We start from the raw sequence: 24994 nt of genomic DNA, 5'->3' as shown, positions 1-24994 counted from the left end.
AAAAGATGCGTCGTGTAAAACTGCTTTGTTCACTCATTATGCTGCTTGCGAGTCAGGGAGCGCAGGCGGTGAGTTATCCGCTGCCGCCAGAGGGGAGTCGCCTGGTGGGTAGCACTTTGACTATTACGGTTCCACAAGGAAACACCAAGCCGCTGGAGGCATTTGCCGCTCAGTACGGGCAGGGTTTGAGCAATATGCTTGAAGCCAATCCGGGCGTCGATGTTTTTCTGCCTAAATCGGGTTCAACGCTGGTTGTGCCACAGCAACTGATACTTCCGGATACCGTGCGTGAGGGGATTGTCATCAACGTCGCCGAGATGCGGCTTTACTATTATCCTGCTGGCAGCAATACGGTTGAGGTTTTACCCATTGGCATTGGTCAGGCGGGTAGAGAAACGCCGCGTAACTGGGTGACAGCGGTAGAACGTAAGCAGGAAGCACCAAGCTGGACGCCGACGCCAAATACCCGACGTGAATACGCCGCTCGCGGGGAAAGCTTGCCGGCATTTGTTCCTGCCGGACCAGAAAATCCGATGGGCCTGTATGCAATTTATATCGGCAGGCTTTATGCCATTCACGGGACAAATGCCAATTTCGGTATTGGTCTGCGGGTAAGTCAGGGGTGCATCCGTTTGCGGAATGACGACATCAAGTACCTGTTTGATACGGTGCCTGTAGGGACGCGTGTACAATTAATTGACCGACCGGTGAAATACAGCGAAGAGCCGGACGGTAGTCGCTGGGTGGAAGTACATGAGCCGCTGTCACGAAACCGTTCGGAATACGAGTCTGACAGAAAGGTGCCTTTGCCAGTCACTCCCGCTTTGCGCACCTTTATCAGCGGGAATGACGTGGATGTGAGCCGCGGGAGCCAGGCGTTGGAAAGACGTTCCGGTATGCCGGTGAACATCAGCCTGGTACAGAAGCATTATTAATTTTCAGGGCGACCCTGTTTACCTTCAGGTCGGATGGGTCGCTTTTTTAATTTGATACTGCCCCATTTTTACCACGCCAATATGGTCAGCCATTAGCTGGGCTTCGTGTTCACTGTGGGTAACCAACAGCGCCGTTTGCCCGGCGGCGCGCAAAATATCCCGTACCTCGTTGCCAAGACGCTCACGCGTGCGCTTATCCAGGCTGGAGAAGGGTTCATCGAGCAACAGGATTTCCGGATGTGGCGCCAACGCGCGCGCAAGGGCGATACGCTGTTGTTGCCCGCCGGAAAGCTCATGCGGATAGCGGTTGGCATGGCTGTGTAACTCCACCATTTTCAACAACTCAGTCACTCTGGCCTGTTGTTCCTCACGCGGCATGCGACGCAATCCAAAGGCCACATTTTGCTGCGCGGTCAGATGGGGAAATAACGCATATTCCTGGAAGACCATGCCGACATGACGTTTTTCCGGTGGCAGATGAACGCCGGGACCGGCAACACATCGCTGTGACACATAGATCTCTCCGTTTTGCAGGCGTTCAAATCCGGCAACTGCGCGTAGCACCGTGGTTTTTCCGCAGCCTGAAGCGCCCAGCAGACAGGCAATTTCACCTTTACGTACTGACATTGAAAATCCGCTCAGTACCGATTGCTGGCTGTTGCCATAAGCAACGTGTACATCCTGGAGTCGTAATGCAATTTCTGACATTGTTGCTCTCTTAACCACGGCGAGTCATTTGGTGACGCACCAACAAAATAACCGGTAGCGTGCCAGCTAAAACAATCATTAGCGCGGCGATAGCACCTTCTTCATAGGTTCCACGGGCGGCTTCCGCATACAGCAACGTTGCCAGCGTTTCAAAATTGACCGGGCGCAAAAGCAACGTTGTTGGCAGCTCTTTCATGGCATCAGCAAAAACCAGCAGGGCACTGCTGACTAACGCCGGGCGCAGCAGGGGAAAATGGACTCGTGCAAACGTCCCCGCACCATTCTCACCCAACAGACGAGACGCCTGTTCCAGTGAAGGTGGAATGCGGCCCAGACCAGAATCCAGCGCGCCAATGGCAATCGCCTGGAATCGCATGGCACAACAAATTACCAGCAGGATCCCGGCGGACATCAGCGGCAGGCCGCGAACATCCAGTAAATCGGCCAGCCAGCGGTCGACAGCCATGGCGGGGGTTAAAAAGCCAATCGCCAGAATTGTGCCGGGAACCGCATAGCCTAAAGAGGCCAGACGCATCACGCCGCGACGAAATCCCGGCATGGCGTTGTCTGCGGCGCTATGACGCGCGCTCCAGGCCACCAGCATACTGACGCAAACCACCACTAGCGTAGTTCCCGCTGCCAGCGATAGCGTATTTTGCAATGCTGACAGTAACGAAGAGGAAAGGGGGTTCTCATCACCTATACGTTTGGCGCTTTCCCACATTAAAAACAGTACCGGAGCCAGAAAACCCAGCACAACCGGCAGTGAAATAACGCCACCGAGCAGCCAACCACGCCAGCCCTGCACGCGCGTTGGTTGAATTTCCCGCAGGCTGCGGCTGCTGAATCCTTGTTTTCTGCGACCATAAAATTCCAGCGTCAGAATAAGGAATATAAACATCAGCATCATGCAGGCAATTTGTGCCGCGGCAGATAAATCAGAACGCGAGATCCATGTGGTGTACACGGTAACGGTTAACGTCTGTACCCCGAGGAACTCCGATGCGCCAATATCGTTGAGCGTTTCCAGCAGTGCCAGACTGATCCCAACGGCCAACGCCGGACGAGCCATGGGCAAAGCAACACGAAAGAAGGTTCCGGTTGCGCTGCATCCCAGCGTGCGTGCGGCTTCCAGTAAATGAGCCGGTTGGCTAATAAACATGGCGCGGGTTGTCAGATACACGTATGGGTACAGCACTAATCCGAGCAGGATGATTGCGCCGGAAAGTGAGCGTAAATCAGGCAGTCGGAACTGTCTTGGGCTGTCAAAACCCAATAAAAAACGGATAAAGGTTTGCAGAGGGCCAATCGGATGCAGCAGATCGAGCCACGCAAAGGCCACAATGTAGGTCGGCATCGCCAGCGGCAACAGTAACGCCCAGCTAAGAATTTTACGTCCAGGAAAATCCCATGCCGTTACCGCCCATGCGCTGCCTACGCCAATCACGCCGACCATCACCGCGACACCGGCTAATAACAGCACGGTATTTTTTAGTGCGGCAGGCAGTACATACGTCAGGAGATTATCCCAGTGAGATAAATCGGCCTGGGTAGCCTGCCAAATCAGCGCAATGATCGGTGTCAGAACGCCAAGCGCTACGCACAGCGCGCCAAGATGTAGCGGCGTTAATAATGACTGCGGCCCGGAAACCAGGCCGCGTAACGTCGGAAACTGCAGAGGTTTATTGATCGAATCCAACTTTATCTACCAGCAGACTAGCTTGTTTACGATATTTAACGATTTCGGTTAACGGCGTTTTGTCGACGTCGATTTCACCAATGGTTGCGCTAATAACCGGGTCAAGCGTCACGCCTTTCAGTACCGGGTATTCGAAGTTCGCTTTTGCATACTGCTGCTGGGCAGGTGCGGAAACCAGATATTCCATCAGCTTAACGGCATCGGCTTTATTTGGTGCATAGCGGGCTACAGCTGCGCCACTGATGTTGACGTGTGTACCGCCATTTTCAAAGGTGGGTTTAACGACTTTAATCGCATCGCCCCACTGACGTGCATCACTGCCTTCTTTGGCGTTTTTCATATGGCCGACGTAATAGGAGTTGGCGAGACCAATATCGCAAATGCCACCGAGAATATCGCGAGCTACATCGCGGTCGCCACCGGTAGCTTTACGCGCCAGGTTAGCTTTCACACCGCGCAGCCATTCTTCGGTCTTTGCTTCACCGTGATGAGCAATCATTGCGGCGATCAGCGCTGTGTTATACGGGTGCTGTCCGGAACGAATACAAACTTTACCTTTGTACTCAGGGCTGGCGAGTTGTTCGTAATGCCAGTTATCGATTGGCAGTGACTTCTCGGCATACAGCACGCGGGCACGCATCGACAGCGCAAACCACTGATTATCTGCGCCGCGCAGATTAGCCGGAATAGCGGTTTTCAGTGCTTCTGACTCTACTGGCTGAGTTACACCCGCTTCCACTAAATCAATGAGGTTACCGGCATCAACGGTCATCAGCAGGTCAGCAGGTGAATTTTTACCTTCAGCTTTAACGCGCTCAAGCATACCGTCCTTGATATAGACCGTACTGACTTTGATGCCGCTGGTTTTGGTCCAGCTATCAAGCAAAGGCTGGATCAGACCCGGTTCACGGGTGGTATAGAGCGTTAACGTTTCCTGAGCGAAAGCCGGTAGGCTAACAGAGAAGACCAGGGCAGAGGCAAGGGTGATACGGCGCAGTCCGGCGCGAGGCAGAGAATTCATCGTTTATATCCCAGAGTAATTGGAACGTACAGTGAACCGAGCGGGGGGCTCGTTCCTTTGGCTCGCGTACAATAAATGATAATCACTAGCACTTACAATAATTGCAAAGTTTAAACGATTTACATTTACATAACTTTAATCAACGTTGTGATGCGGCATGTAACAGCGGTGCAGAGCAGGCAGGGGGCTTATGAGAGGGATTTTATAGCGACCTGAAAAGCAAAAAGCCTGCTTAGTTTCCTAAGCAGGCTTCTTAAATATGGCTCCTCTGACTGGACTCGAACCAGTGACATACGGATTAACAGTCCGCCGTTCTACCGACTGAACTACAGAGGAATCGTTTGAACGAGGCGCATATTACTGACCTCACCATGAGGTGTCAACAGTAAAATTAGCGCGTCATTTCAATTGGTTAATTAATCTTCAAATTCAGCGTTAATGCACATTTGGTGAGCGACAATGGCCACCTTAGCGGGTATCGCGTAACCGCTCCATGGGGTTCTGGCGGTAAAACTGAATGAAACGTTGCCATAATGCCGGAAAACGTGGTGCAAATAATTCAGGGGCACTGAAGAAATACTCCGATAGAACGGCAAAGCATTCGGCAGGATCGGTCGCTGCGTAGGCATCTATACTGCACGCGGTTTCACCGACCAGATCAATTTCATCCTGAATGTTATTCATTGCGGCATGCAGGTCGTGCTCCCAACTGGCAATATCTCGCAGAGGGATCGCCGGAATACCGCTGGCGCGGTCGCCATTACGCATATCAAGCTTATGTGCCACTTCATGGATGATCAGATTGAAGCCGGAGGCATCAAAAGAATCCTGAATGTCGAGCCAGTTGAGGATTATTGGACCTTGCTGCCAGCTCTGCCCGGACTGTACAACACGTTGATTATGTACCAGCCCAATATCGTCTTCCCATTCATCGTCCACGACAAACGGGGCAGGGTAGATGAGAACTTCATGAAACCCGTCGAGCCACTCGATCCCCAATTCCAGAACAGGCAAACAGAAAAGCAGCGCAATGCGCGCACTTTTTAGTGGATCCAGCTCAAACCCCTGAAGCGCTACCAATCTTTTTTGCTGTAAAAAGCGCTCGGCCAGGGCAATAAGCCTGGCTTGTTCTTGCTCGGTGAGATTCACCAGAAGAGGAATAGCCAGGGCGTCGTCCCACGGCCAGTCGTCACTCCGGGTTGTTTCTTGCTCTTTCCAGGGCCACTTAATCATCGTTTTGCTCGCAAACTCGTCACTTGAACGAAATTGACGGAACGGGGTCTGTTAAAATGCCAAATTACCTGGCATCATGGCAACCGCCAAAACGGAGAGATGCCAGAGCGGCTGAATGGACCGGTCTCGAAAACCGGAGTAGGGGCAACTCTACCGGGGGTTCAAATCCCCCTCTCTCCGCCACTATTCAAGCACTTGCACGCCTCGCTTTCAACGACAGTTCTCATGGATGTTTTTTTCTTTGAGTATCCTCACAAGTTTATCGTTGTAATGCCCGTGTGATAAAAAAAATACGTTTCGGATAAATAAAAAGCCCGCTTCATATGAAGCGGGCTTGCTTGTTTTTGCGTCAATTAGAACTGGTAGACTAAACCAACCGCAACGATGTCGTCAGTTGCGATACCATTGCTTTCATAGAAGCTGTCGTCTTCATCCAGCAGGTTGATTTTATAATCGACATAGGTGGACATGTTTTTGTTGAAGTAGTAAGTCACACCCACATCAACATATTTGACCAGGTCTTTGTCGACATAACGCCAGTTACCACGACTGACTTCCTGACCACCTAAATCGCTACCTTTAGATTGCAGGTAAGCGACGGAAGGGCGCAGACCGAAGTCGAACTGATACTGTGCAACAACTTCAAAGTTCTGCGTTTTGTTGGCAATACCGCCTTTCGCGGAGCCATCATCATTTTTTCCACTACCGTATGATGTCATGTTACGGGTTTCTGCGTACATAGCAGCCAGGTACACGTTGTTAGCGTCATACTTCGCACCAATGGTCCAGGCATCTGCTGTCTCACCACCTGCATAGCTGCTGCGATGATTAATTCCATCCTGATAACCTTTAGCAACTTGGTTATTTGAACGGTCAGAGCTGGAGTATGCTGCGCCGAGGCTTAAACCGAAGTCGAAGTCATAGGAGGTTGACAGACCGAAACCGTCGCCGTTCTCTCTAGACAATTTACGGTTCTCACCGTTACCAGTACCTTCGCCTGCTCCTGCACTTTCATTATTACCCTGGTATTGCAGTGCGAAGTTCAGGCCATCAACCTGACCAAAGAAACCTTTATTACGGTAGGTGGCTACGCCGTTGGTACGACCGGTCATATACACGTCGGTCTGGGTGTAGGTGTCACCGCCAAATTCTGGCAGCATATCGGTCCAGGCTTCTACGTCGTAGACCACGCCATAGTTACGACCGTAGTCGAAGGTACCGTTCTGGCCAAAACCTAAGCCGGCAAAGGCCAGACGAGTCCAGGAATTTGCGCCTTCACCTTCGGTACCGTTAGCCAGGATGTTGTATTCCCACTGACCATAACCAGTCAGCATATCGTTAATTTGTGTTTCGCCCTTAAAACCCAGACGGGCATAGGTCTGATCGCCATCGTCGCCAGGGTTATCAGAGAAATAACGCAGACCGTCGACTTTACCGTACAGATCCAGTTTATTGCCGTTCTTATTATAGATTTCAGCCGCATTTGCTGCGCCTGCAGCTAATAAAGCAGGGAGAAGCAGTGCCAATACTTTTCTTTTCATTATGTATTCCCTTTGCATGATAATTAAAATGAATATGTAGTACTATCCGAGTGACTACATTTGGATACTATCTATGAAGTTCATTTAATTTAAAATATAACATGTAACAAATGTATTTAAAATATTTCAAAATGTTTCTTTTGCATCTTTATATAATTATGCGTATGTGTTAATTACATTGGTATTCGCCATGTGAATTGTTTTTAATCAGTTAGTTATATGTGTTTATCTATTTATTTGTTATGTGTATTTTATTTGTTTTAGATGTTTGTTTTTAATATTCATATAAATTATTTTTCGATATTGGCGTGGTGGGCTTTATAAATTCATGTGGATTTTATTTTTAGTGCAATAATAAAAGATGATTATGTAATGGGGCGGGCAGTGGTCTGCAATGAAAATTGTTGCTAAGGTGATTTTCTTTCTACAAAGGGAGATAGCATGAAACTGCACGACTGGCAGTCGCGATTTGAAGCCTGGTTAGCTGATAACCATTCTGGACAAGATGCTGCACATGACATCTTTCACTTTCGACGTGTGTGGATAACGGCGCAAAAGCTGAGTACAGATGCAACCGTAGACTGGCTGGTGGTGTTGACCGCGTGCTACTTCCACGATCTCGTCAGCCTGCCAAAGAACCATCCTGAGCGTCATTGTTCGTCGGTACTGGCAGCCAAGGAAACACGTCGTGTTTTGATACGCGATTTTCCGGATTTTCCACAACAGCGGTTATCGGCAGTGTGTCATGCCATTGAGGCGCACAGTTTTAGCGCCAAAATCGCGCCAGAAACCCTTGAAGCGAAAATCGTGCAGGATGCAGACCGGCTTGAGGCGCTGGGTGCAATTGGTTTAGCGCGCGTATTTGCCGTTTCAGGGGCGTTAGGGGTTGCGCTGTTTGATGCGGAAGATCCGTTTGCCCGAAAGCGTAGCCTAGACGATAAACAGTACGCGCTCGATCACTTCCAGACCAAGTTATTGACGTTGCCGTTGACGATGCAAACCGAGCAAGGGCGGCATTTGGCACAACATAATGCGGATTTTTTACTGACGTATATGGCGAAGCTGAGTGCGGAGCTAAAAGGAGAATACGAAATGCTGGATCTTGACGCGATTCAACCCTTTAAAGCGCGCTAGTCGCCAATACGGCTGAAACGTCAACCGTGCTAATTTATGTTAATCTGTCGGTTATCCATTTCTGCCGGTTAAATGTATGCAGGATAATTTTTCAGTAGCAGGCTCCATGAACCCGATGACAGATGAAAACGAGACCGACGTGCAGGTGATGTTGGCCAAGTTGCTTGAAATATATGACGTGAAAACGCTGGTTGCTCATCTGAATGGCGTTGGCGAGAACCGCTGGAGCCCGGCCATTTTTAAACGAGTGGTTGCTAATGAAACATGGCATCGCCTCAGCGACCGCGAGCTCATTCATCTGAATACTTTGTTGCCGAAACCACCTGCGCATCATCCGCATTATGCCTTTCGCTTTATCGATCTTTTTGCTGGCATTGGCGGTATTCGTCGCGGCTTTGAAGCGATTGGCGGGCAGTGCGTGTTTACCAGTGAGTGGAACAAGCATGCGGTGCGCACCTATAAAGCGAACAACTACTGCGATCCGCTCCAGCACAACTTTAATGAAGATATTCGTGATATCACACTCAGCCATCACGATGGGGTGAGTGACCAGCAGGCGGCAGACCATATTCGCCAGCATGTTCCTGAACATGACGTGCTGTTAGCCGGATTCCCTTGTCAGCCATTTTCTCTGGCTGGTGTATCAAAGAAAAATGCGTTAGGGCGGGCACATGGTTTCGCCTGTGATACGCAAGGCACGCTATTTTTTGACGTGGTGCGCATTATCGATGCGCGTCGGCCCGCCATATTTGTGCTCGAAAACGTCAAAAACCTGAAGAGTCACGATCAGGGCAAAACGTTTCGCATCATTATGCAAACGCTGGACGAGCTGGGTTATGACGTAGCGGATGCGGCGGATAACGGCCCGGACGATCCGAAAATTATCGATGGGCAACATTTTTTGCCTCAGCATCGCGAACGTATCGTGCTTGTCGGCTTCCGACGCGATCTGAATTTGAAATCAGACTTCACGCTGCGGGATATTGTCACGCGTTATCCGCCGCGGCGTACCACGCTGGCGGAACTGCTTGAGCCGACCGTCGATGCGAAATATGTACTGACGCCGGTGCTGTGGAAATACCTCTATCGCTATGCGAAAAAGCATCAGGCGCGGGGCAATGGATTTGGCTATGGCATGGTGTATCCCGGTAACCCTGATTGTGTAACGCGCACGTTATCTGCGCGTTATTATAAGGATGGAGCGGAGATCCTGATTGACCGTGGTTGGGATATGGCGCTGGGTGAAAAAGATTTTGACGATCCGCAGAATCAGCGCCACCGCCCACGCAGACTTACGCCCAGAGAGTGCGCGCGTCTGATGGGGTTTGAATCTCCGCAGGGCTATCAGTTCAGGATCCCTGTGTCAGATACTCAGGCTTATCGCCAGTTTGGTAATTCGGTGGTCGTTCCGGCATTTGCGGCGGTGGCCAGGCTGCTGGAGCCGAAAATCAGGCAGGCAGTTGCTATTCGCGAGAAAGAGAACCAGCGTGGCAGACGTTCACGATAAAGCAACACGCAGTAAAAATATGCGGGCGATAGCTACCCGCGATACCGCAATTGAAAAACGCCTTGCCAGCGTGCTGACAGAGCAGGGGGTAACGTTTCGCGTGCAGGATGCGACGTTACCCGGTCGCCCCGATTTTGTGGTGGATGATTATCATTGTGTGATTTTTACTCACGGCTGTTTCTGGCACCACCACGATTGCTATTTGTTTAAAGTCCCCGCGACACGAACGGAATTCTGGCTGGAAAAAATAGGCAAAAATGTCCAGCGCGATGCGCGGGATTGTGAAAAGTTGCAGGCTCTGGGCTGGCGCGTACTGATTGTCTGGGAGTGCGCCCTGCGTGGTCGTGAAAAGCTGGACGATGAAGCGTTATCTGAACGTGTCATCGAGTGGGTCTGCGGCGGTGGCGACACCGCGCAGATCGACACACTCGGTATTCATTTACTGTAACGTTTTTTCCGACGGGGTAGCAACGGCATCCGCTTTAACAGGGAACAGGTATTTCCCCAACGTTACCAGCACCACAGCAAACACGATCACGCCGAGCGCCAGCCATTCGATAGGGGCCAGTCTTTCACCCCCCAGACCGGTACCTAACAGCACGGCAACAACCGGATTGACGTAGGCATAGCTGGTGGCTAGCGCCGGGCTGACATTGCGGATCAGGAACATATACGCATTAATGGCAATAATGGAGCCAAACAGGGCCAGGTAAGCCACCGCCATAAAGCCTGAAAATGTTGGCATGGTGGTCAGTTTTTCCCCGGAGAGTAGCGATGCGCACATCAGCACAATACCGGCGGCTAACATTTCAATGGCTCCGGCCATCATGCCAACGGGTAGCGTAATGCGTGAACCGTACACCGAGCCAAACGCCCAGCTTATTGAACCGATCAGGATTAAAATAGCGCCCCACGGATTGCCACTTAAATTGCCTCCGCTGTTCAGCATGATGATCCCTGCTAGCCCAATCGCTATCCCCAACCATTCCAGCTTGCGCGTTTTGATGCCAAAAAAGTGGCTAAAACACAGCGTAAATAACGGGACGGTGGCGACCACCACGGCGGCAATACCGGAAGGGACATTTTGGTGTTCTGCGACGGTGACCAGACCATTACCCACAGCCAGCAGCAGGATACCAATTAACGCGGCGTTCAGGATTAGGCGTAAGGGGGGCAGCTTATGCCCACGAATAAGTAAGAAACTTGTTAATAAAATTCCCGCGGAGAGAAAACGTACGGCTGCCATCATTAACGGCGGCCAGCTTTCAACGCCAATGCGAATAACGAAGTACGTGGAACCCCAAATGATGTACAGCGCGAATAGCGCACTGAAAAGCGGTAACAATTGCCTGAAACGCATAATCCCTCACGGTGGAAATAAAAAGGTGCAACATAGTAAACGTCAAAACTATCTTACTGGCGAGATTTATAATTACGTGTTGATGTTAAAAACTTGTTGACCAGAAAGGTCAGTTTCAGCATGGCGTGTTTTACTTCATACTTATGACTGCAAAAAAATAATATTGAGGGTGAAAATTTTGGCAGGAAGTAGCTTACTGACCTTACTCGATGATATCGCCACGCTGCTGGATGATATCTCAGTGATGGGAAAACTGGCCGCGAAAAAAACCGCGGGCGTGCTGGGGGATGATCTGTCGCTTAATGCGCAGCAGGTGTCGGGCGTGCGGGCGAACCGCGAACTCCCGGTGGTCTGGAGTGTGGCGAAAGGATCGTTTGTTAACAAAGTTATTCTGGTGCCGTTGGCGCTATTGATAAGCGCATTTATTCCCTGGGCGATCACCCCCTTATTAATGGTAGGCGGGGCGTTTCTCTGTTTTGAAGGGGTGGAAAAGGTTCTGCATACCCTGGAGGCGCGGAAGCACAAAGAAACTCCGGAAGAACGTCAGCAGCGTCTGACATCTTTGGCGGCGCAGGATCCGCTCACCTTTGAGAAAGATAAAATCAAAGGGGCAATACGTACCGACTTCATTTTGTCTGCCGAGATTGTCGCAATTACGCTGGGTATTGTAGCGGACGCACCCTTGCTGAATCAGGTGTTGGTGCTATCAGGTATCGCGTTAGTGGTGACCGTGGGCGTGTATGGCCTGGTCGGGATTATCGTTAAGCTTGACGACATTGGGTACTGGTTGGCAGAAAAGCGTAGCCTGCTTGCCCAGTCGTTGGGCAAAGGGTTACTGGTGGTTGCCCCCTGGCTTATGAAAACACTTTCTGTGGTCGGCACACTGGCGATGTTTTTAGTGGGAGGCGGCATTGTGGTACACGGAATATCGCCGCTGCATCATGCGATTGAACATTTTGCTCAGCAGCAAAGTACATTGATTTCGCTAATGCTTCCGACCCTGCTTAACCTGGTGCTCGGCTTTATCATCGGTGGGATTGTCGTTTTGCTGGTAAAAGCTGTCGCCAGAGTGCGCGGGATTTCGCACTAATTGTTACAGGACTGATTACGCAAAAAGCCTCCTTGTCATCTAAGGTGTAAAGGTTTCTCTTGATACAGGAGGCAGGTATGGTCTTTTCTGTCAGTGAGGAAGTCACCTCCAAAGAGGGTGGCCCACGTATGATCGTTACCGGGTATGCCAGCGGAATGGTGGAGTGTCGCTGGTACGACGGCTTTGGCGTTAAACGGGAAGCATTCCGTGAAGATGAACTGGTGGTGCCTGGCGAGCGAAGACAGCTCTGTCAGGATGCCTGAACATTTGGCTCGACCGTAACCTGGTGATCTCTCACCCATTAGTTATATTTATCATTCCGGTGAGAATTATTTACTTGTCAGGCAAAAAAATTGCAGATAAGGTTTGGTTCACATCAGATTTCCTGGTGTAACGAATTTACAAGTGCTTCTTGCATAAGCAAGCTTGATCCCGACCCGATAAGGGCCGGGATTTTTTTCGCCCTCAGTCAGCGATTGATCTCCGACACGCTAAAGTCATGGATATCAAGCTCGAACGCATCGGCCAGTTCATGCCATGTATGGTAATCACGCCCGTCAACGCTGACGCGCTCCGGGTCATCCTGGCTGCGATGAATTTCACTCTCGCAGATTTCGTTGATTGCCTTTAGCAGCGCGTCGACATCGACGCTGACTTCACGTTTGGCCGTATCGCTGTACTCTTTCGCGGTTTTCATCCTCATACCTCTCAACCGTTAAGGATACCGGGGGAGCGTACCCAAACATCAGATACGCACAACTTAAGTATAGACCGTCGATAAAACCCGCAATCGCGCGTGCACAGCGCTGCCAGAAAAAGGAATTTGTTCTACACTGGCACAAAGCCACAGGAGGAAAACTATGAAGGTGAATGATCGGGTCACAGTCAAAACGGACGGCGGTCCTCGTCGACCGGGCGTGGTACTGGCAATCGAAGAGTTTAGTGAAGGCACCATGTACCTGGTTTCGCTGGAAGACTACCCGCTCGGTATCTGGTTCTTTAATGAATCAGGTCATCAGGATGGTATCTTTGTGGAAAAAGTGGAGTGAGATGAGTTTCGCTGTTTGATTCTGACTGGTGGGGTCGCCACCAGTCAGAACGTCTTAGCGCATATTCACAAAGATACCATTGGTGACGTTATCCGTAAGCCTTACAACGTGATAGATAACTTGCTTATTATGCGTTTTAATCTTTCGTTTTATATTCCCCTTATGGGATGACACCGTCTTGGCTTTGATATTCATTTGATCTGATATCTGTATTGTTCCTTGACCCTCCATCCACATACGCAGCATGCTGGATTCGGTTCGACTTAATGATAATGTTGGCAGGTTCACATCAATAGCAATATCTACTTCCTTTTTCAGAATATCGCCAAGTAGTTTATCCAGTGAGTCAGGTTTAATTGATTTAGAACTAATCAATAAATTTTTTCTGACGAGTAGATATTCATCAAAATGCACGTTGGCAATTGCCATAAACACAATAAATAATGTGCTGGGATGCTGATTAATGATTTGCTTTATTTGCTGGCTATTAGCAGGATCGTGGATAAAGCAGTCCTCATTAATAAACACCACAGCGGGTTGTTGAGAGACACAGGCGAGGCTGAGTTCATCAACGTTGGAAATGTTGTTGATTTCCCTTTTTTTCACTCCCCGACTTACCAGATATCCGGTTAACCCTAGTCGGGTGTAACTGCATAAATCCATAATAATCGTTGACATGGCATACCCTCACTCAATGCGTAACGATAATTCCCCTTACCTGATTATTTCATCACAACTAAACGGAATAATAACGACCCAAGATGACGCTTTCGCTGTTTTTCAGGCGAATTTACTATCCCGTAAAGTTGCGTATAATTTGCCAGGAAACATCTTAAAGTAAAGTGAATGTTGCGTTATGTGAGTGAGGCAAAAACAAATAAGCCGCGACAGAGATATCCTGGTGGATGTTGTCACTTTTTAAATTTAGGACAATCCTTAGTAAAACAGGATAAAAATTAAGGGTTATTATTTTCCTGGCATTTCGCTGACGATATCGGCCAGTAAATTAAAAATTTCACTGAATAATCGTTCGCAGAATGGCGCAATTAATGGCATTAGCGCCGCCATTAGTGAAATACCTACGGTCAGAGTGAGAGGAAAGCCGATGACGAAAACCGACAGCTGTGGTGCCATGCGATTTAACAAACCAAGTGCGAGGTTTAGCGTGAGCAGCAGCGTCATTACCGGCAGGGCCAGCATTAGTCCGTTGAGGAAAATCAGGCTACCTGCCCGTGCCAGCGCGAGAAACGCATTGCTGTTCACCGGATTGCCGCCGATGGGCAGAGTATGAAAAGTATCTACCAGCAGCGAAATCAGCCATAAATGGCCGTTAAAGGTGAGGAACAGCAGCATGGCGAGCATGTCGATCAGTCGTGCCAGAACCGGCATATTCAGTCGGCTACCGGGATCGAAGAACGTCGCGAAGGAAAGGCCCATTTGCAGGCCAATTAATTCCCCGGCGGTACGTACTGCGGCAAACGCAAACTGCATGGTGAAGCCTAATGCGATACCGATCAGGATTTGTTGCATTGCCTGCCAAAGCGCGCCAACAGAAAAGATGGGGACGTCAACGGCGGGAATCGATGGGGCGATAACGACGGTAATCATCAACCCCAGCCCCAGCTTTACCCGTTTGGGGATGGCTCGTTCACTGAGGATGGGGGCCGTTGAGATGAGCGCCAGTATGCGCAGCAAAGGCCAGAAGTATAAATTCAGCCAGTGGAGCCACTCAACGCTGGACACCTGCAACATAACGTTGTCTACCCGATGATATAGGGGATATTGCTGAACAGCGTACGCACGTAGTCGAGCAGCAGGTTAAGCATCCACGGGCCAGCAACGATAATGGCAATAAACACCGCGACAATTTTGGGGATGAAGGACAGCGTCATTTCGTTAATCTGGGTCGCCGCCTGCAGAATACTGATGATAAGACCCGTGATGAGAGCGACCAACAGCAAAGGCGCGGCAAGGGCCAGAGCGACTTTCATCGCCTCTGTGCCCATCATCATGACCGATTCAGGAGTCATTTCGCGCCTCTAACTGTAAAAGCTTTGTGCCAGCGAGCCGACAAGTAGCTGCCAACCGTCTACCAACACAAACAGCATCAGCTTGAACGGCAACGCGATTGTGGCGGGCGGGACCATCATCATCCCGAGCGCCATCAACACGCTGGCGATCACCAGGTCGATAATCAGAAACGGAATAAAAATGGTAAAGCCTATCTGGAATGCTGTTTTCAGCTCACTGGTGACATAAGCGGGCAGCAAAATTCGCATCGGCACGGCTTCTGGTCCCTGTAACGGACCGCTGTTTGCTAAGCGCGCGAAGAGTGCCAGATCGGCTTCACGGGTCTGGCGCAACATAAACTCACGCAGCGGCTGGGCGCCTTTCTCCATGGCTTCCTGCATGGAGATCTTCTCTTCGCTGAACGGTTGGTATGCGTCAACGTAGATTTTATCGATCACCGGCGACATGATGAAAAAGGTCAAAAAGAGCGCCAGGCCCAGGAGCACCTGGTTAGGTGGTGCTGAGGGGGTACCCAGCGCATTTCGCAGTAGACCAAAAACGATGATGATGCGGGTGAAGCTGGTCATCATCAGCAAAATTGCAGGCAGGAACGTCAGCGAGGTGATGAACACCAGCGTCTGCACGGGCAACGTCCAGTTTTGTCCGCCGCCCGGCAACGGCTGACTGACCAGACCCGGGAGTTGGGCGAGGGCAACGGGGCTGAAAAGCCACAAGCCTGCCAGCGTAAGGGATAACAAACGGCGCATCAGGATCTCCCAGGACGCTTCAGCAAACTCTTCATCATGGCCTGGAAATCCGCAGGGGAGGCCGTTTTTTCTTCTGCATCGGCAGGTGCCGGGGGCAGGGTATGCAGGACATTAATCTGCGAGGCTGTGACGCCCAGTACCAGACGGGCATCTTCGACCTCGACAATCACCACGCGCTCACGTGGACCCAGTGAGGTGCTGGCCGTGACTTTCAGCCCACGCGTACCGGCACTTTTGGGGGCAAACCCCAGACGTTTAATGACCCAGGCCGCCGCCAGGATCAAGACGATGATCCCGAGCAGCGCGCCGCTTACCTGCACCAGCGGTGAGCCGGGAACGGCGGCGGGTTGAGAAACGGTAGCCTGGGTATTCATGATTAACGGCTCAGGCGGCGCATACGTTCAGACGGGGTGATAATGTCAGTGATACGCACACCGTATTTATCCGCAACTACGACGACTTCGCCCTGGGCAATCAGATAACCGTTGATCAGAATATCCAGCGGTTCGCCTGCCAGACCATCCAGTGCGACAACCGAACCCTGCGTCAGACGCAGCAGCTCTTTGATGGTCATGCGGGTACGGCCCAGTTCGACGGTCAGCTTGACCGGAATGTCCATGATCAGGTCGATGTCCTGCAAAGCACCGCTAACGTCGCCGCCACCTAACTGCTGGAATACCGCATCGGCCGCACTTTTGGTGGGCGTGGTTTTTTGCTCGTTTAACGCGTCAGCCCACAGATCGTCCAATGCGCCAGTGTTCTCATCGGACGGATTATTCATATCACTCATTTGGGCTGTTCCTCATTCAGCGAATTCAAAATCGGGTTTATCAGATGTTCTACGCGTAACGCATACTGACCGTTTACGGTGCCATACTGGCTGGTCAGCACAGGCACGCCGTCCACATGAGCAATAATGCGGTCGGGTTTTTCAATCGGCAGTACATCGCCGGGTTTCAGTTTTAAAATCTGGGATAGCCGCAGCGGGATATCGGCAAAGTTTGCCACCAGCTCCAGCTCAGAATGCTGAACCTGACGCACCAGATTATTGCGCCAGTTCTGATCTTCATTACGTGAGTTTTCCAGCGGCGGATTCACCAGCAGCTCACGCAACGGTTCAATCATGCTGAATGGCAGACAGATGTTAAATTCACCGGTCAGGTTGCCAATTTCAACGTGGAACGGGGTGTTCACCACAATGTCGTTCGGAGAGGTCGTGATATTGGTAAATTTCACCTGCATCTCCGAACGGACGTATTCCACTTCCAGCGGGTTGATGGCCTTCCACGCGTCGCTGTAGCTTTCCAGCGCCAGCTTAAGCATGCGGTTGATAACGCGCTGTTCCGTGTGCGTAAATTCGCGACCTTCGACTTTCGTCGGGAAACGACCGTCACCGCCAAACAGGTTGTCTACGGCGATAAATACCAGACTCGGTGAGAACACCACCAGACCCGTACCGCGCAGCGGCTTCAGGTGGATTAAGTTCAGGTTGGTCGGAACCGGTAAGTTGCGCGCAAATTCATGGTATGGCTGGATACGTATCGCACCCACGGTAATATCCGGGCTACGGCGCAACAGGTTAAATAATCCCATTCGGAACTGGCGCGCAAAGCGTTCGTTAATGATCTCCAACGCCTGTAAACGCTCACGTACCACGCGACGCTGAGTGTTGGGATCATAAGGACGAATATCGCTTTCTTTTGCGATACCTGAAATGGGTTCGTCTTTGGTTTCGCTATCGCCGTTGAGCAATGCGTCGATTTCAGCCTGAGAAAGAATACTGTCGCCCATGTCTTTACCGCAGAATAAAAGCTGTATAAAGAACGTCGGTGACAACCTGTTTCGGCTGCCCGACAACGAGCGGAGTCGCCAGCGTCTCTTTGATGGCGGTAATCAGCTGTTGCTTACCTTCCTCGGTGGCGAGTGTGGCTGCATTCTGACGAGAGAACAGCAGCAGCAGGCGGCTGCGCACTTCCGGCAGATATTCGTTAAGACGTGAACGTGTCGCCTCATCTTTCATGCGCAGCGTGATACCGATATACAGCACACGATCTGCATCACCCAGATTGACGGTAAAGGTATCCAGCGCAAAGAACACCGGGGCAGGCGGTGGAGGCGGTTCCGCTTTGACGCTGGCGGACGGCTGCTGCTGCATGCGCCAGTAGCTATAACCCGCAGTTGCGCAGGCGGCGAGGGTAATTAATACCAGCAGAGGGATCCAAATAGCGCGTTTACTTTTTTTGTTAATCGCGGAGTCAGTCATCAGATACGGGCTTCCTGTTTCGGTACAGCTTATGGGCTGATTATCCCGTGTCCTGTCCACGACAAAGCGTGGAAAAGACGCGGATAATCATGCTACCTCTGGCGTTAGGCGAAGATGTCTACTGCGCCATCGCCGCGGGCAGCGGCTTGCAGCGAGGCTGGGGTTGCCAGTATTGCGTCATCTTCAGCGGCAAAAATGTCTTGTCCTTGAGCGCGACCAGCCTGCTGTTGCTGCCCGGAAGACTGCTGATGGCCAGCGAAGCTTTCACTGCTGATGTTGCTTTGCCCCAGTTGAATGCCGCTTTCAGCCAACTGCGTACGCAGCATCGGTAATGCGGCTTCCAGTGCGGCGCGCACGTGACTGTGCGGTGAAACCATTTGCAACTGCGCGAGGTTGTCGTCCAGCTTGAGGGAAATATGTACCTGACCCAGGTCCTGCGGATGCAGACGCAGCTCTGCGCTTTGCTGGCCCTGGCGCGTGAACAATGTGACGTGCTGGCTCAGCGATTGCTGCCATTCATGGCTACCTAACGGAGCGCTTAACACCGGCGCGGCCGTCGGTAACGGTTGTGCATGTGTCTGTGGACCACTTAGCGGGGCCGCAGTCATGCCAATGCTGGTCGGTGACGGGGTGCTATCGATTTCAGCTCTGGCGTTCGCCGCCGCCGTCAGCGGGGTTAGTGCTGGATTGTTTGCCTGATTAGCACCACCGCCAGCAAGTGTGACATCCGCTTTGCCTTTTTTGGCATCACCCGGCAGCAATTCGTCTGCATTATCAGTCGTCGCGCCGAGTGCAGCGCCACGTGACAACGCCGAAAGCGTGGCATCAACCGGGGCTGGTGCGCTGTCGACGGCAGGCGTAGCCAGCGGTTGTCCTGGTAGCATGGCGAACAATGCGCTCAGGTTGGCGAGATCGTCATCACTCAGCGTGGTGTTTTTTTCGTCCTGCTGAGCAACTTTGCCCAGCGTCGTCAGGGCATTAGCTTTCAGTGAAGGTGTGAGAGCAGACAACAGTTGCTGAGCGTCTGTCATGTCGGCAAGAGAAGACTCGGCTTGTAGCTCCTGTTGCGCCAACAGATCGGTTAATTTGACCGACTGTGCGGCATCGCCATTTTTTTGCAGTAACCCTTTTTGCAGCTTACTGCTGGCCGCCTGTAAGTCGGCAAGCGACAGCGGAGTGTCTTTACCCTGCGCGTCTCCCGCGCCTAATGCGCCAGCCAGCAGCGCTAAAAAATCCTCGGGTGAATCTACCGCTTTGCCTGACTGAAGACCTGCGGCTACGTCGGTGTCGGTGGTAATCAGTTGGGGTAAAGTAATCATTCGGGTTTCCTCATAGCTGCGCGCTGAGCAAATTCATCCATTTTTTTCTGATCCAGACGGTTTTCGGCCAGTAACGCCGCCGAGGTTTGTCTGTCCTGCAACGTCTGCCACGCCTGTAATCGTTGTTTTTTGTCGCGCCAACTGTTCAAAGCCATGTCCACTTTTTGCGTCCACTGATTGAGCTGTTGGCGGTGTTGCTCAATCGCTTTTTCCAGCGTCTGAATGAATTGCTGGTAGTTAATCCAGCGATTGCTGGTAATACCCTGGCCCATATCGGTATTCAGATTGTTGCGATACTCATGCTGATAATCGATCAGCATTTTTAACTGTTCTTCCGCCTGCTGACAGCCACGACGCATCTCTCCTAATAAGACAGCGGCGTCATCTACCTCTTTTTCAGCCAGGTCTTTCAGTGTTGCTAACGCACCATGTTGTGCCATGACCTATGCTCTCCTGCTTAATCACACACCAGGGAAAATCAGTTCTAAAGCTTGTAGAGAATCTTCCCAGTCAGCCCGTTCAAAGATGCCTTGCTGTAAAAACGCTTCCAGCTGTGGCCATAAGGCGATGGCTTTATCCAGCATTGGATCGCTGCCTTTGGCATACGCCCCCACGCTAACCAGATCGCGGTTACGCTGGAAGCTGGACAGCAACTGTTTAAAGTTGCGCACCCGTGCGTAGTGTTTTTCACTAATGAGCGCGGTCATGGCGCGGCTGATCGAGGCTTCAATATCAATGGCCGGATAGTGACCCGCCTCGGCCAGATGACGTGACAGCACAATGTGGCCGTCCAGAATCGCACGCGCGGAATCGGCAATCGGGTCCTGCTGGTCGTCACCCTCGGTCAGTACCGTATAAAAAGCGGTGACTGAACCGCCGCCGTGAATACCGTTCCCGGCACGTTCAACCAGCGCCGGTAATTTGGCGAATACTGACGGCGGATAACCTTTAGTCGCCGGCGGCTCGCCGATCGCCAGGGCTATCTCACGTTGCGCCATCGCATAGCGGGTGAGGGAATCCATAATCAGCAATACGTGCTGTCCGCGATCGCGGAAATCTTCGGCGATGCGCGTGGCGTAGGCCGCGCCTTGCATACGTAACAGCGGCGAGACGTCCGCCGGAGCGGCAATCACTACCGAGCGTGCGCGACCGTCAGCGCCGAGAATATTTTCAATAAAATCTTTAACTTCGCGGCCACGTTCGCCAATCAGGCCCACGACGATGACGTCGGCCTGGGTATAGCGCGCCATCATGCCGAGCAGGACGCTTTTACCGACGCCGGAACCTGCGAAAAGCCCCATACGCTGGCCGCGACCTACGGTTAACAACGCGTTGATGGGGCGTACACCGGTATCCAGGACGTGTTCAATTGCGGTACGTTGCAGCGGGTTAAACGGCGGTGTAATCAGCGCGCCGGTTTCGGTGGTATCCGGGGCGGGCAGTCCGTCGAGCGGTTTGCCGCTGCCGTCCAGCACACGCCCCAGCAGAGCAGGGCCAAGCGGTAATTGCTTCCCGCTTTGCAGACCTTCTCCGGCAATGTTCTTCGCGTACACGCGCGCCCCGGGCAGGACGCCTTCGACCTCTTCGAGCGGCATCAGAAACAGACGTTGACCGTTAAAGCCTACGACTTCGCTTTCAACTTCCTGGGTTTCGTTGCCATCCTGGCGTTCAATGACGCAGGTGGCACCCAGCGGCAGCTGTAACCCCGTGGCTTCCAGCACCAGCCCGGTGGCGCGGGTCAGACGACCGTAACGACGCACCGCAGGCAGCAGCGACATTTTCTCTTCGAAGTTGTCCAGCGTATTGAGCCAGCGAGTCAGGCGAGTGGTCATTACACGACTCCCGGCGCTGCCAGACGGCAGAGTTCTTGCCAGCGAGTGGCGACGCTGGCATCCAGATCGCCTTCGTCGGCTGAGACTTTACAACCGCCGTGATGCAGCGTGGGATCGCCGCGTAGCCGCCAGCCGTGCAGGCTGAGAGTGGCACCGAGCATCTCCTCAACACGCTGGAGATCGTCCGGATGTACGCGCAGCTGTGGCTTACCGCTAAACAGCGGTTCCTGTTGCAATAACTGTTGGATCTGCTTAATCAGCGCAGCGTTATCCACGATAGGCGTCTGACCAATCACCTGACGCGCAGCTTCCAGCGCCATTTGCATCAGGCGCGAGGCAATGACGCTGTCCAGTGCGTCCAGCGTATTCTGAAACTCGCTCACCAGTTGCTGCATACGGGCATGAATCGGCGCATGCTGCGCACGCGCCTGGTTCTGGCCTTGCTCCAGCCCCTGGCTCAGACCTTCCTGATAGCCTTGTTCATGACCCTTTTGTCGACCTTCCGCCAGCCCCGCGTTATACCCTTGCTCATGGGCCTGCATTTGCAGCTGTGCGAGCTGTTGTTCAAGCTGTTGCTCTGCCGAAAGCTCGGGTTCTTCCGTCTCTTCGGACAGCGGCGTTTCGCTGTGGTCGGCCAGCACGAACTCTGCCATCGGTGGGGCGAGATCGTCCGGAGTCCAGACTTTCCACGGCAGTTCGTTAGACATAGGTATCCTCGCCGCTGCCGATCACCATCTCGCCGGTTTCCGCCAGACGACGCACAATAAGCAGAATCGCTTTCTGTTCGTTTTCCACCTGCGACAAACGTACCGGGCCGCGGTTGGCGAGGTCGTCGCGCAGAATGTCGGCAGCACGTTGCGACATGTTGCGCAGGAACTTCTCGCGTAGCGGCTGTTCGGCACCTTTCAGCGCAATCAGCAGCGATTCGGAATCCACTTCCTGCAGCAGGCGCTGGATACTGCGATCGTCGACGTCCACCAGGTTTTCGAACAGGAACATCTCGTCGATAATTTTCTGCGCCAGTTCGCCGTCGAACTCGCGTACGGCGGTGATAACCGCTTCTTCCTGCTGGGTTTTCATCAGGTTGATAATTTCTGCCGCCGTTCTCACGCCGCCCATTTTGCTGCGCTTGAGGTTCTGGCCATCGAGCAGACCGTTCAGTACCTCGGTCAGTTCTGCCAGCGCGGCAGGCTGTACGCCGCCGAAGGTGGCGATACGCAGCATCACGTCGTGACGTAAACGCTCGTCGAACAGCGCCAGAATATCGGCGGCCTGGCCCCGTTTGAGGTGCACCAGAATGGTGGCGATAATCTGCGGATGCTCGTCGCGGATAAGGTCTGCGGCGCTTTGCGGCTCCATAAAGTTGAGCGTTTCAATGCCGCTGGTAGTATCGCGGGTTTCCAGAATATCTTCCAGCAGGCTGGAGGCGCGTTCCTCGCCCAGCGCTTTCACCAGCACGGAGCGCAGATATTCGTTGGCGTTGATATTCAGCGCGGCAAACTGTTCTGCTTCTTGCTCAAATTCGGCCAGCACTTCCGTCAACTGTTTGTTGGAGATCTGGCGTACGTTCGCCATCGCTGTACTCAGCGCCTGAACTTCGCGCGTGGAAAGGTGTTTAAATACCTCTGCCGCGCGATCTTCGCCAATGGTCATCAGCAGGATGACGCTTTTATCGGTACCGGTAAGGGCATTACTCATGATCGTTACTCATCCACTGGCGAATGACCAGCGCCACGACGCGCGGATCGTTATCTGACATTTCACGAATACGCTGGCTCATCACTTCTGCACCCAGACGCTGATTCGTACGACGCTGCTGGGTCTGCTCGTCTTTGCTGAGGCGAACTTCTACCGCTTCTTCGGTTTCCTGACGGATCCGCGTTTGTTCTTGTACCGCTTTTGCTTCTTCGCTGCGGCGAACCAACTGCGGGCGAACAGCTTTGCGCCACAGAATCCAGGCAACAAGCAGAACCAGCAACCAACGGCCTGCTGTCATCAACTGATCAATAAAGAACGGCTGTTTCCAGAACGGCAGCTCGCCTATGGAATCGTCGGTCGCCGTGAACGGAGAGTTCACCACGTTCAGGGTATCGCCACGTTTGTCGGAGAAGCCCATCGCTTCGCGGGTCAGGTCCTCAATCTGTTTCATCTGATCGGCGGTTAACGGCAGCGGTTTGCCGTCCGGCAACGTTTTATAGTTGACCACCACTGCAACCGAGAGACGCTGCACATCGCCGACGTTCATTTTGGTGTGGCGAATGGTACGGTCGACTTCATAATTGCTGGTTTCATTGCGCTGCGTACTGCGTGGTCCGGCATTATTGCTGTTATTTGCCGTCTGCGTGGTTTGCGCATTTTGCTGATTAGCCGGAGGGTTGGCGATTGGCGCGGTATTCGCCGGTGCTGGTTGATTGGACAACGCGCCCGGTACGCCGCCTGGCGCTCCGCTTCCGATCTGCTCGCTGACGTTTAACTGACGTGAACGTAGCACGGCCTGGGAATCATCACCGTTTGGACGGTACTGTTCTTCGGTTTGCTCTTTATTAGCGAAATCCAGCTGCGCGGTGACCTGCGCATGTACGTTACCGTTGCCGACAATCGGCGACAGGATCGATTCGATACGACGTTGAACGCGGCCTTCGACATCGCTGGCGTATTTCAACTGAGCATCGTTAAGGTCGCGGCTGCTGGTATTCGACTGAGTTAACAGATGACCCGCCTGGTCGACCAGCGTAACGTTGCCCGGCGGTAACCCGGCGACAGCGCTGGAAACCAGATGCGTAACTGCACTGATCTGACCTTCATCCAGTGCACGGCCCGGTTCAAGGTTAACGGTCACGGAGGCTGAAGGCGCTTTTTGCTCACGCACAAACAGCGACGGTTTCGGCATTGCCAGATGCACGCGGGCGCGTTTTACCGGTCCCAGCGTTTCAATGGTACGGGCTAATTCACCTTCCAGCGCACGCTGGTAGTTGACCTGCTCGCTAAACTGGCTGATACCAAACTTTTCCTGATCCAGCAGTTCAAAACCAACGGCGCCGCCTTTCGGCAGGCCTTGCTGCGCCAGACGTAAGCGCAGTTCGTGGACTTTATCGGCAGGAACTTCTATAGCACCGCTTCCCTCAGTAAAACGATAGGGAACGTTCATCTGCGTCAGTTGGGTGACAATCGCGCCACCATCCTGATCGGAAAGATTGCTGAACAGCGTGCGATAGTCAGGCGCTTTGGCCCACAGGACCATCGCCACGATGATAGCGACGGCAGCGGCTCCCGCCACAATCAAAGGAATTCTGGGATTCGCGCGCAGGCGGTTTAACCACTCGAGAGGTTTAAGCTGGGTTGCAGTCGATGCTGTCGCACTCATCTCGCACCTCGTGGCTTATCGTGGACGGCGTTTTTTGCAAAGTGGAACAAGACTCACTCCCGGGTCAGCAAACTCGAAAAATTGACGGTCTCATTATTTGCGGTTTCGAATTTTTCTATGCGTTAAAAACCGTGGTTTTTTATCGTTATTTAACGCCTTTAT

At 52.3% G+C, this 24994-nt stretch carries 27 protein-coding genes, 2 tRNA genes and 1 pseudogene; 8 read left to right on the top strand and 22 right to left on the bottom strand.

What is annotated here, in order from left to right:
* The first annotated feature begins 5 nt into the window (after window positions 1-5).
* A complete protein-coding gene (ldtA, locus tag OGX83_RS15100; RefSeq protein ID WP_008785129.1) occupies window positions 6-935 on the top strand; it encodes a L,D-transpeptidase in 930 nt (309 codons plus the stop codon).
* A gap of 24 nt (window positions 936-959) precedes the next feature.
* On the opposite strand, the gene OGX83_RS15095 is transcribed toward ldtA, so the two are convergent.
* From OGX83_RS15095 to mtfA, 5 genes are all read right to left on the bottom strand, one after another.
* Window positions 960-1643 (bottom strand): ABC transporter ATP-binding protein, encoded by a 684-nt coding sequence (locus tag OGX83_RS15095; protein WP_174771393.1) that lies wholly within the window; start codon window positions 1641-1643, stop codon window positions 960-962.
* 10 nt (window positions 1644-1653) lie between these two features.
* A complete protein-coding gene (locus OGX83_RS15090; RefSeq protein WP_032943884.1) occupies window positions 1654-3342 on the bottom strand; it encodes an ABC transporter permease in 1689 nt (562 codons plus the stop codon).
* Window positions 3326-4363, bottom strand: coding sequence for an extracellular solute-binding protein (locus tag OGX83_RS15085; RefSeq protein WP_003834073.1), 1038 nt, complete (start codon window positions 4361-4363; stop codon window positions 3326-3328). Before OGX83_RS15085 ends, OGX83_RS15090 begins: the two co-directional genes overlap by 17 nt.
* 260 nt (window positions 4364-4623) lie before the next feature.
* Window positions 4624-4699, bottom strand: a tRNA-Asn gene (locus OGX83_RS15080).
* Window positions 4700-4831: 132 nt separating this feature from the next.
* The gene (gene mtfA, locus OGX83_RS15075; RefSeq protein WP_032943883.1) at window positions 4832-5596 is read right to left on the bottom strand and encodes a DgsA anti-repressor MtfA; all 765 of its coding nucleotides are present in this window, start codon (window positions 5594-5596) and stop codon (window positions 4832-4834) included.
* 93 nt (window positions 5597-5689) lie between these two features.
* Here mtfA and OGX83_RS15070 point away from each other — a divergent pair.
* Window positions 5690-5779: transfer RNA gene (locus OGX83_RS15070), tRNA-Ser, on the top strand.
* Between the two features lie 170 nt (window positions 5780-5949).
* On the opposite strand, the gene ompC is transcribed toward OGX83_RS15070, so the two are convergent.
* Window positions 5950-7137: a porin OmpC gene (gene ompC / locus OGX83_RS15065; RefSeq protein ID WP_128612320.1), complete on the bottom strand. Its 1188-nt coding sequence runs from the start codon at window positions 7135-7137 to the stop codon at window positions 5950-5952.
* 441 nt (window positions 7138-7578) lie between these two features.
* On the opposite strand from ompC, the gene OGX83_RS15060 reads away from it, so the two are divergent.
* The 3 genes from OGX83_RS15060 to OGX83_RS15050 all read left to right on the top strand — a co-directional run bounded on the left by OGX83_RS15060 (window position 7579) and on the right by OGX83_RS15050 (window position 10226).
* Window positions 7579-8271: a phosphohydrolase gene (locus tag OGX83_RS15060; protein WP_286573415.1), complete on the top strand. Its 693-nt coding sequence runs from the start codon at window positions 7579-7581 to the stop codon at window positions 8269-8271.
* A gap of 76 nt (window positions 8272-8347) precedes the next feature.
* Window positions 8348-9778, top strand: coding sequence for a DNA cytosine methyltransferase (locus tag OGX83_RS15055; protein WP_502873519.1), 1431 nt, complete (start codon window positions 8348-8350; stop codon window positions 9776-9778).
* Complete coding sequence (locus OGX83_RS15050; protein WP_286588416.1) at window positions 9759-10226, top strand: very short patch repair endonuclease; 468 nt, start codon at window positions 9759-9761, stop codon at window positions 10224-10226. Before OGX83_RS15055 ends, OGX83_RS15050 begins: the two co-directional genes overlap by 20 nt.
* Here the strand turns inward: OGX83_RS15050 and yedA are convergent.
* Window positions 10218-11138, bottom strand: coding sequence for a drug/metabolite exporter YedA (gene yedA / locus OGX83_RS15045; protein WP_003834062.1), 921 nt, complete (start codon window positions 11136-11138; stop codon window positions 10218-10220). The two genes, OGX83_RS15050 and yedA, sit on opposite strands and share 9 nt — an antisense overlap.
* Before the next feature lie 175 nt (window positions 11139-11313).
* Between yedA and OGX83_RS15040 the strand changes: the two genes are divergently transcribed.
* Both OGX83_RS15040 and OGX83_RS15035 read left to right on the top strand, forming a co-directional pair.
* Entirely contained in the window at window positions 11314-12228 is a 915-nt protein-coding gene (locus OGX83_RS15040; RefSeq protein WP_172111214.1) for a DUF808 domain-containing protein, read from the top strand.
* Window positions 12229-12305: 77 nt separating this feature from the next.
* Window positions 12306-12491 (top strand): YodC family protein, encoded by a 186-nt coding sequence (locus OGX83_RS15035; RefSeq protein WP_003030415.1) that lies wholly within the window; start codon window positions 12306-12308, stop codon window positions 12489-12491.
* 206 nt (window positions 12492-12697) lie between these two features.
* Here the strand turns inward: OGX83_RS15035 and yodD are convergent, their stop codons facing one another.
* Window positions 12698-12925, bottom strand: coding sequence for a YodD family peroxide/acid resistance protein (gene yodD / locus OGX83_RS15030; RefSeq protein WP_003030417.1), 228 nt, complete (start codon window positions 12923-12925; stop codon window positions 12698-12700).
* Window positions 12926-13088: 163 nt separating this feature from the next.
* Between yodD and dsrB the strand changes: the two genes are divergently transcribed.
* Window positions 13089-13277: a protein DsrB gene (dsrB, locus tag OGX83_RS15025; RefSeq protein WP_003030419.1), complete on the top strand. Its 189-nt coding sequence runs from the start codon at window positions 13089-13091 to the stop codon at window positions 13275-13277.
* A 54-nt stretch (window positions 13278-13331) separates the two neighbouring features.
* On the opposite strand, the gene rcsA is transcribed toward dsrB, so the two are convergent.
* The 14 genes and pseudogenes from rcsA to fliF form a co-directional block, all read right to left on the bottom strand.
* A complete protein-coding gene (gene rcsA, locus OGX83_RS15020) occupies window positions 13332-13955 on the bottom strand; it encodes a transcriptional regulator RcsA (RefSeq protein ID WP_003030421.1) in 624 nt (207 codons plus the stop codon).
* A 278-nt stretch (window positions 13956-14233) separates the two neighbouring features.
* A pseudogene (gene fliR, locus OGX83_RS15015) lies at window positions 14234-15029 on the bottom strand (flagellar biosynthetic protein FliR).
* Window positions 15030-15037: 8 nt separating this feature from the next.
* Window positions 15038-15307, bottom strand: coding sequence for a flagellar biosynthesis protein FliQ (fliQ, locus tag OGX83_RS15010; RefSeq protein WP_008785117.1), 270 nt, complete (start codon window positions 15305-15307; stop codon window positions 15038-15040).
* A 9-nt stretch (window positions 15308-15316) separates the two neighbouring features.
* Entirely contained in the window at window positions 15317-16054 is a 738-nt protein-coding gene (gene fliP, locus OGX83_RS15005) for a flagellar type III secretion system pore protein FliP (RefSeq protein WP_003834056.1), read from the bottom strand.
* A complete protein-coding gene (gene fliO / locus OGX83_RS15000; protein WP_103014243.1) occupies window positions 16054-16431 on the bottom strand; it encodes a flagellar biosynthetic protein FliO in 378 nt (125 codons plus the stop codon). The genes fliP and fliO overlap by 1 nt, the downstream gene beginning before the upstream one ends.
* On the bottom strand, window positions 16431-16844 hold the full coding sequence (gene fliN, locus OGX83_RS14995; RefSeq protein WP_003030433.1) for a flagellar motor switch protein FliN: 414 nt from the start codon (window positions 16842-16844) through the stop codon (window positions 16431-16433). The genes fliO and fliN overlap by 1 nt, the downstream gene beginning before the upstream one ends.
* Window positions 16841-17845: a flagellar motor switch protein FliM gene (gene fliM / locus OGX83_RS14990; RefSeq protein ID WP_003030434.1), complete on the bottom strand. Its 1005-nt coding sequence runs from the start codon at window positions 17843-17845 to the stop codon at window positions 16841-16843. The genes fliN and fliM overlap by 4 nt, the downstream gene beginning before the upstream one ends.
* Before the next feature lie 4 nt (window positions 17846-17849).
* A complete protein-coding gene (gene fliL, locus OGX83_RS14985) occupies window positions 17850-18317 on the bottom strand; it encodes a flagellar basal body-associated protein FliL (protein ID WP_003834054.1) in 468 nt (155 codons plus the stop codon).
* Window positions 18318-18421: 104 nt separating this feature from the next.
* Entirely contained in the window at window positions 18422-19636 is a 1215-nt protein-coding gene (gene fliK, locus OGX83_RS14980; RefSeq protein WP_286588414.1) for a flagellar hook length control protein FliK, read from the bottom strand.
* A complete protein-coding gene (gene fliJ, locus OGX83_RS14975; RefSeq protein WP_003834052.1) occupies window positions 19633-20076 on the bottom strand; it encodes a flagellar export protein FliJ in 444 nt (147 codons plus the stop codon). The genes fliK and fliJ overlap by 4 nt, the downstream gene beginning before the upstream one ends.
* A gap of 21 nt (window positions 20077-20097) precedes the next feature.
* Window positions 20098-21468 (bottom strand): flagellar protein export ATPase FliI, encoded by a 1371-nt coding sequence (gene fliI / locus OGX83_RS14970; protein WP_003030440.1) that lies wholly within the window; start codon window positions 21466-21468, stop codon window positions 20098-20100.
* On the bottom strand, window positions 21468-22175 hold the full coding sequence (fliH, locus tag OGX83_RS14965) for a flagellar assembly protein FliH (protein WP_003834049.1): 708 nt from the start codon (window positions 22173-22175) through the stop codon (window positions 21468-21470). The genes fliI and fliH overlap by 1 nt, the downstream gene beginning before the upstream one ends.
* The gene (fliG, locus tag OGX83_RS14960) at window positions 22168-23166 is read right to left on the bottom strand and encodes a flagellar motor switch protein FliG (RefSeq protein WP_003030443.1); all 999 of its coding nucleotides are present in this window, start codon (window positions 23164-23166) and stop codon (window positions 22168-22170) included. Before fliG ends, fliH begins: the two co-directional genes overlap by 8 nt.
* Window positions 23159-24832 (bottom strand): flagellar basal-body MS-ring/collar protein FliF, encoded by a 1674-nt coding sequence (gene fliF / locus OGX83_RS14955; protein WP_071445475.1) that lies wholly within the window; start codon window positions 24830-24832, stop codon window positions 23159-23161. Before fliF ends, fliG begins: the two co-directional genes overlap by 8 nt.
* Window positions 24833-24994 lie beyond the last annotated feature (162 nt).

Source organism: Citrobacter sp. Cpo074 (genome assembly GCF_030332745.1).
Taxonomy (GTDB): Bacteria; Pseudomonadota; Gammaproteobacteria; order Enterobacterales; family Enterobacteriaceae; genus Citrobacter; species Citrobacter portucalensis.
This window is presented reverse-complemented; position numbering and strand designations above follow the sequence as displayed.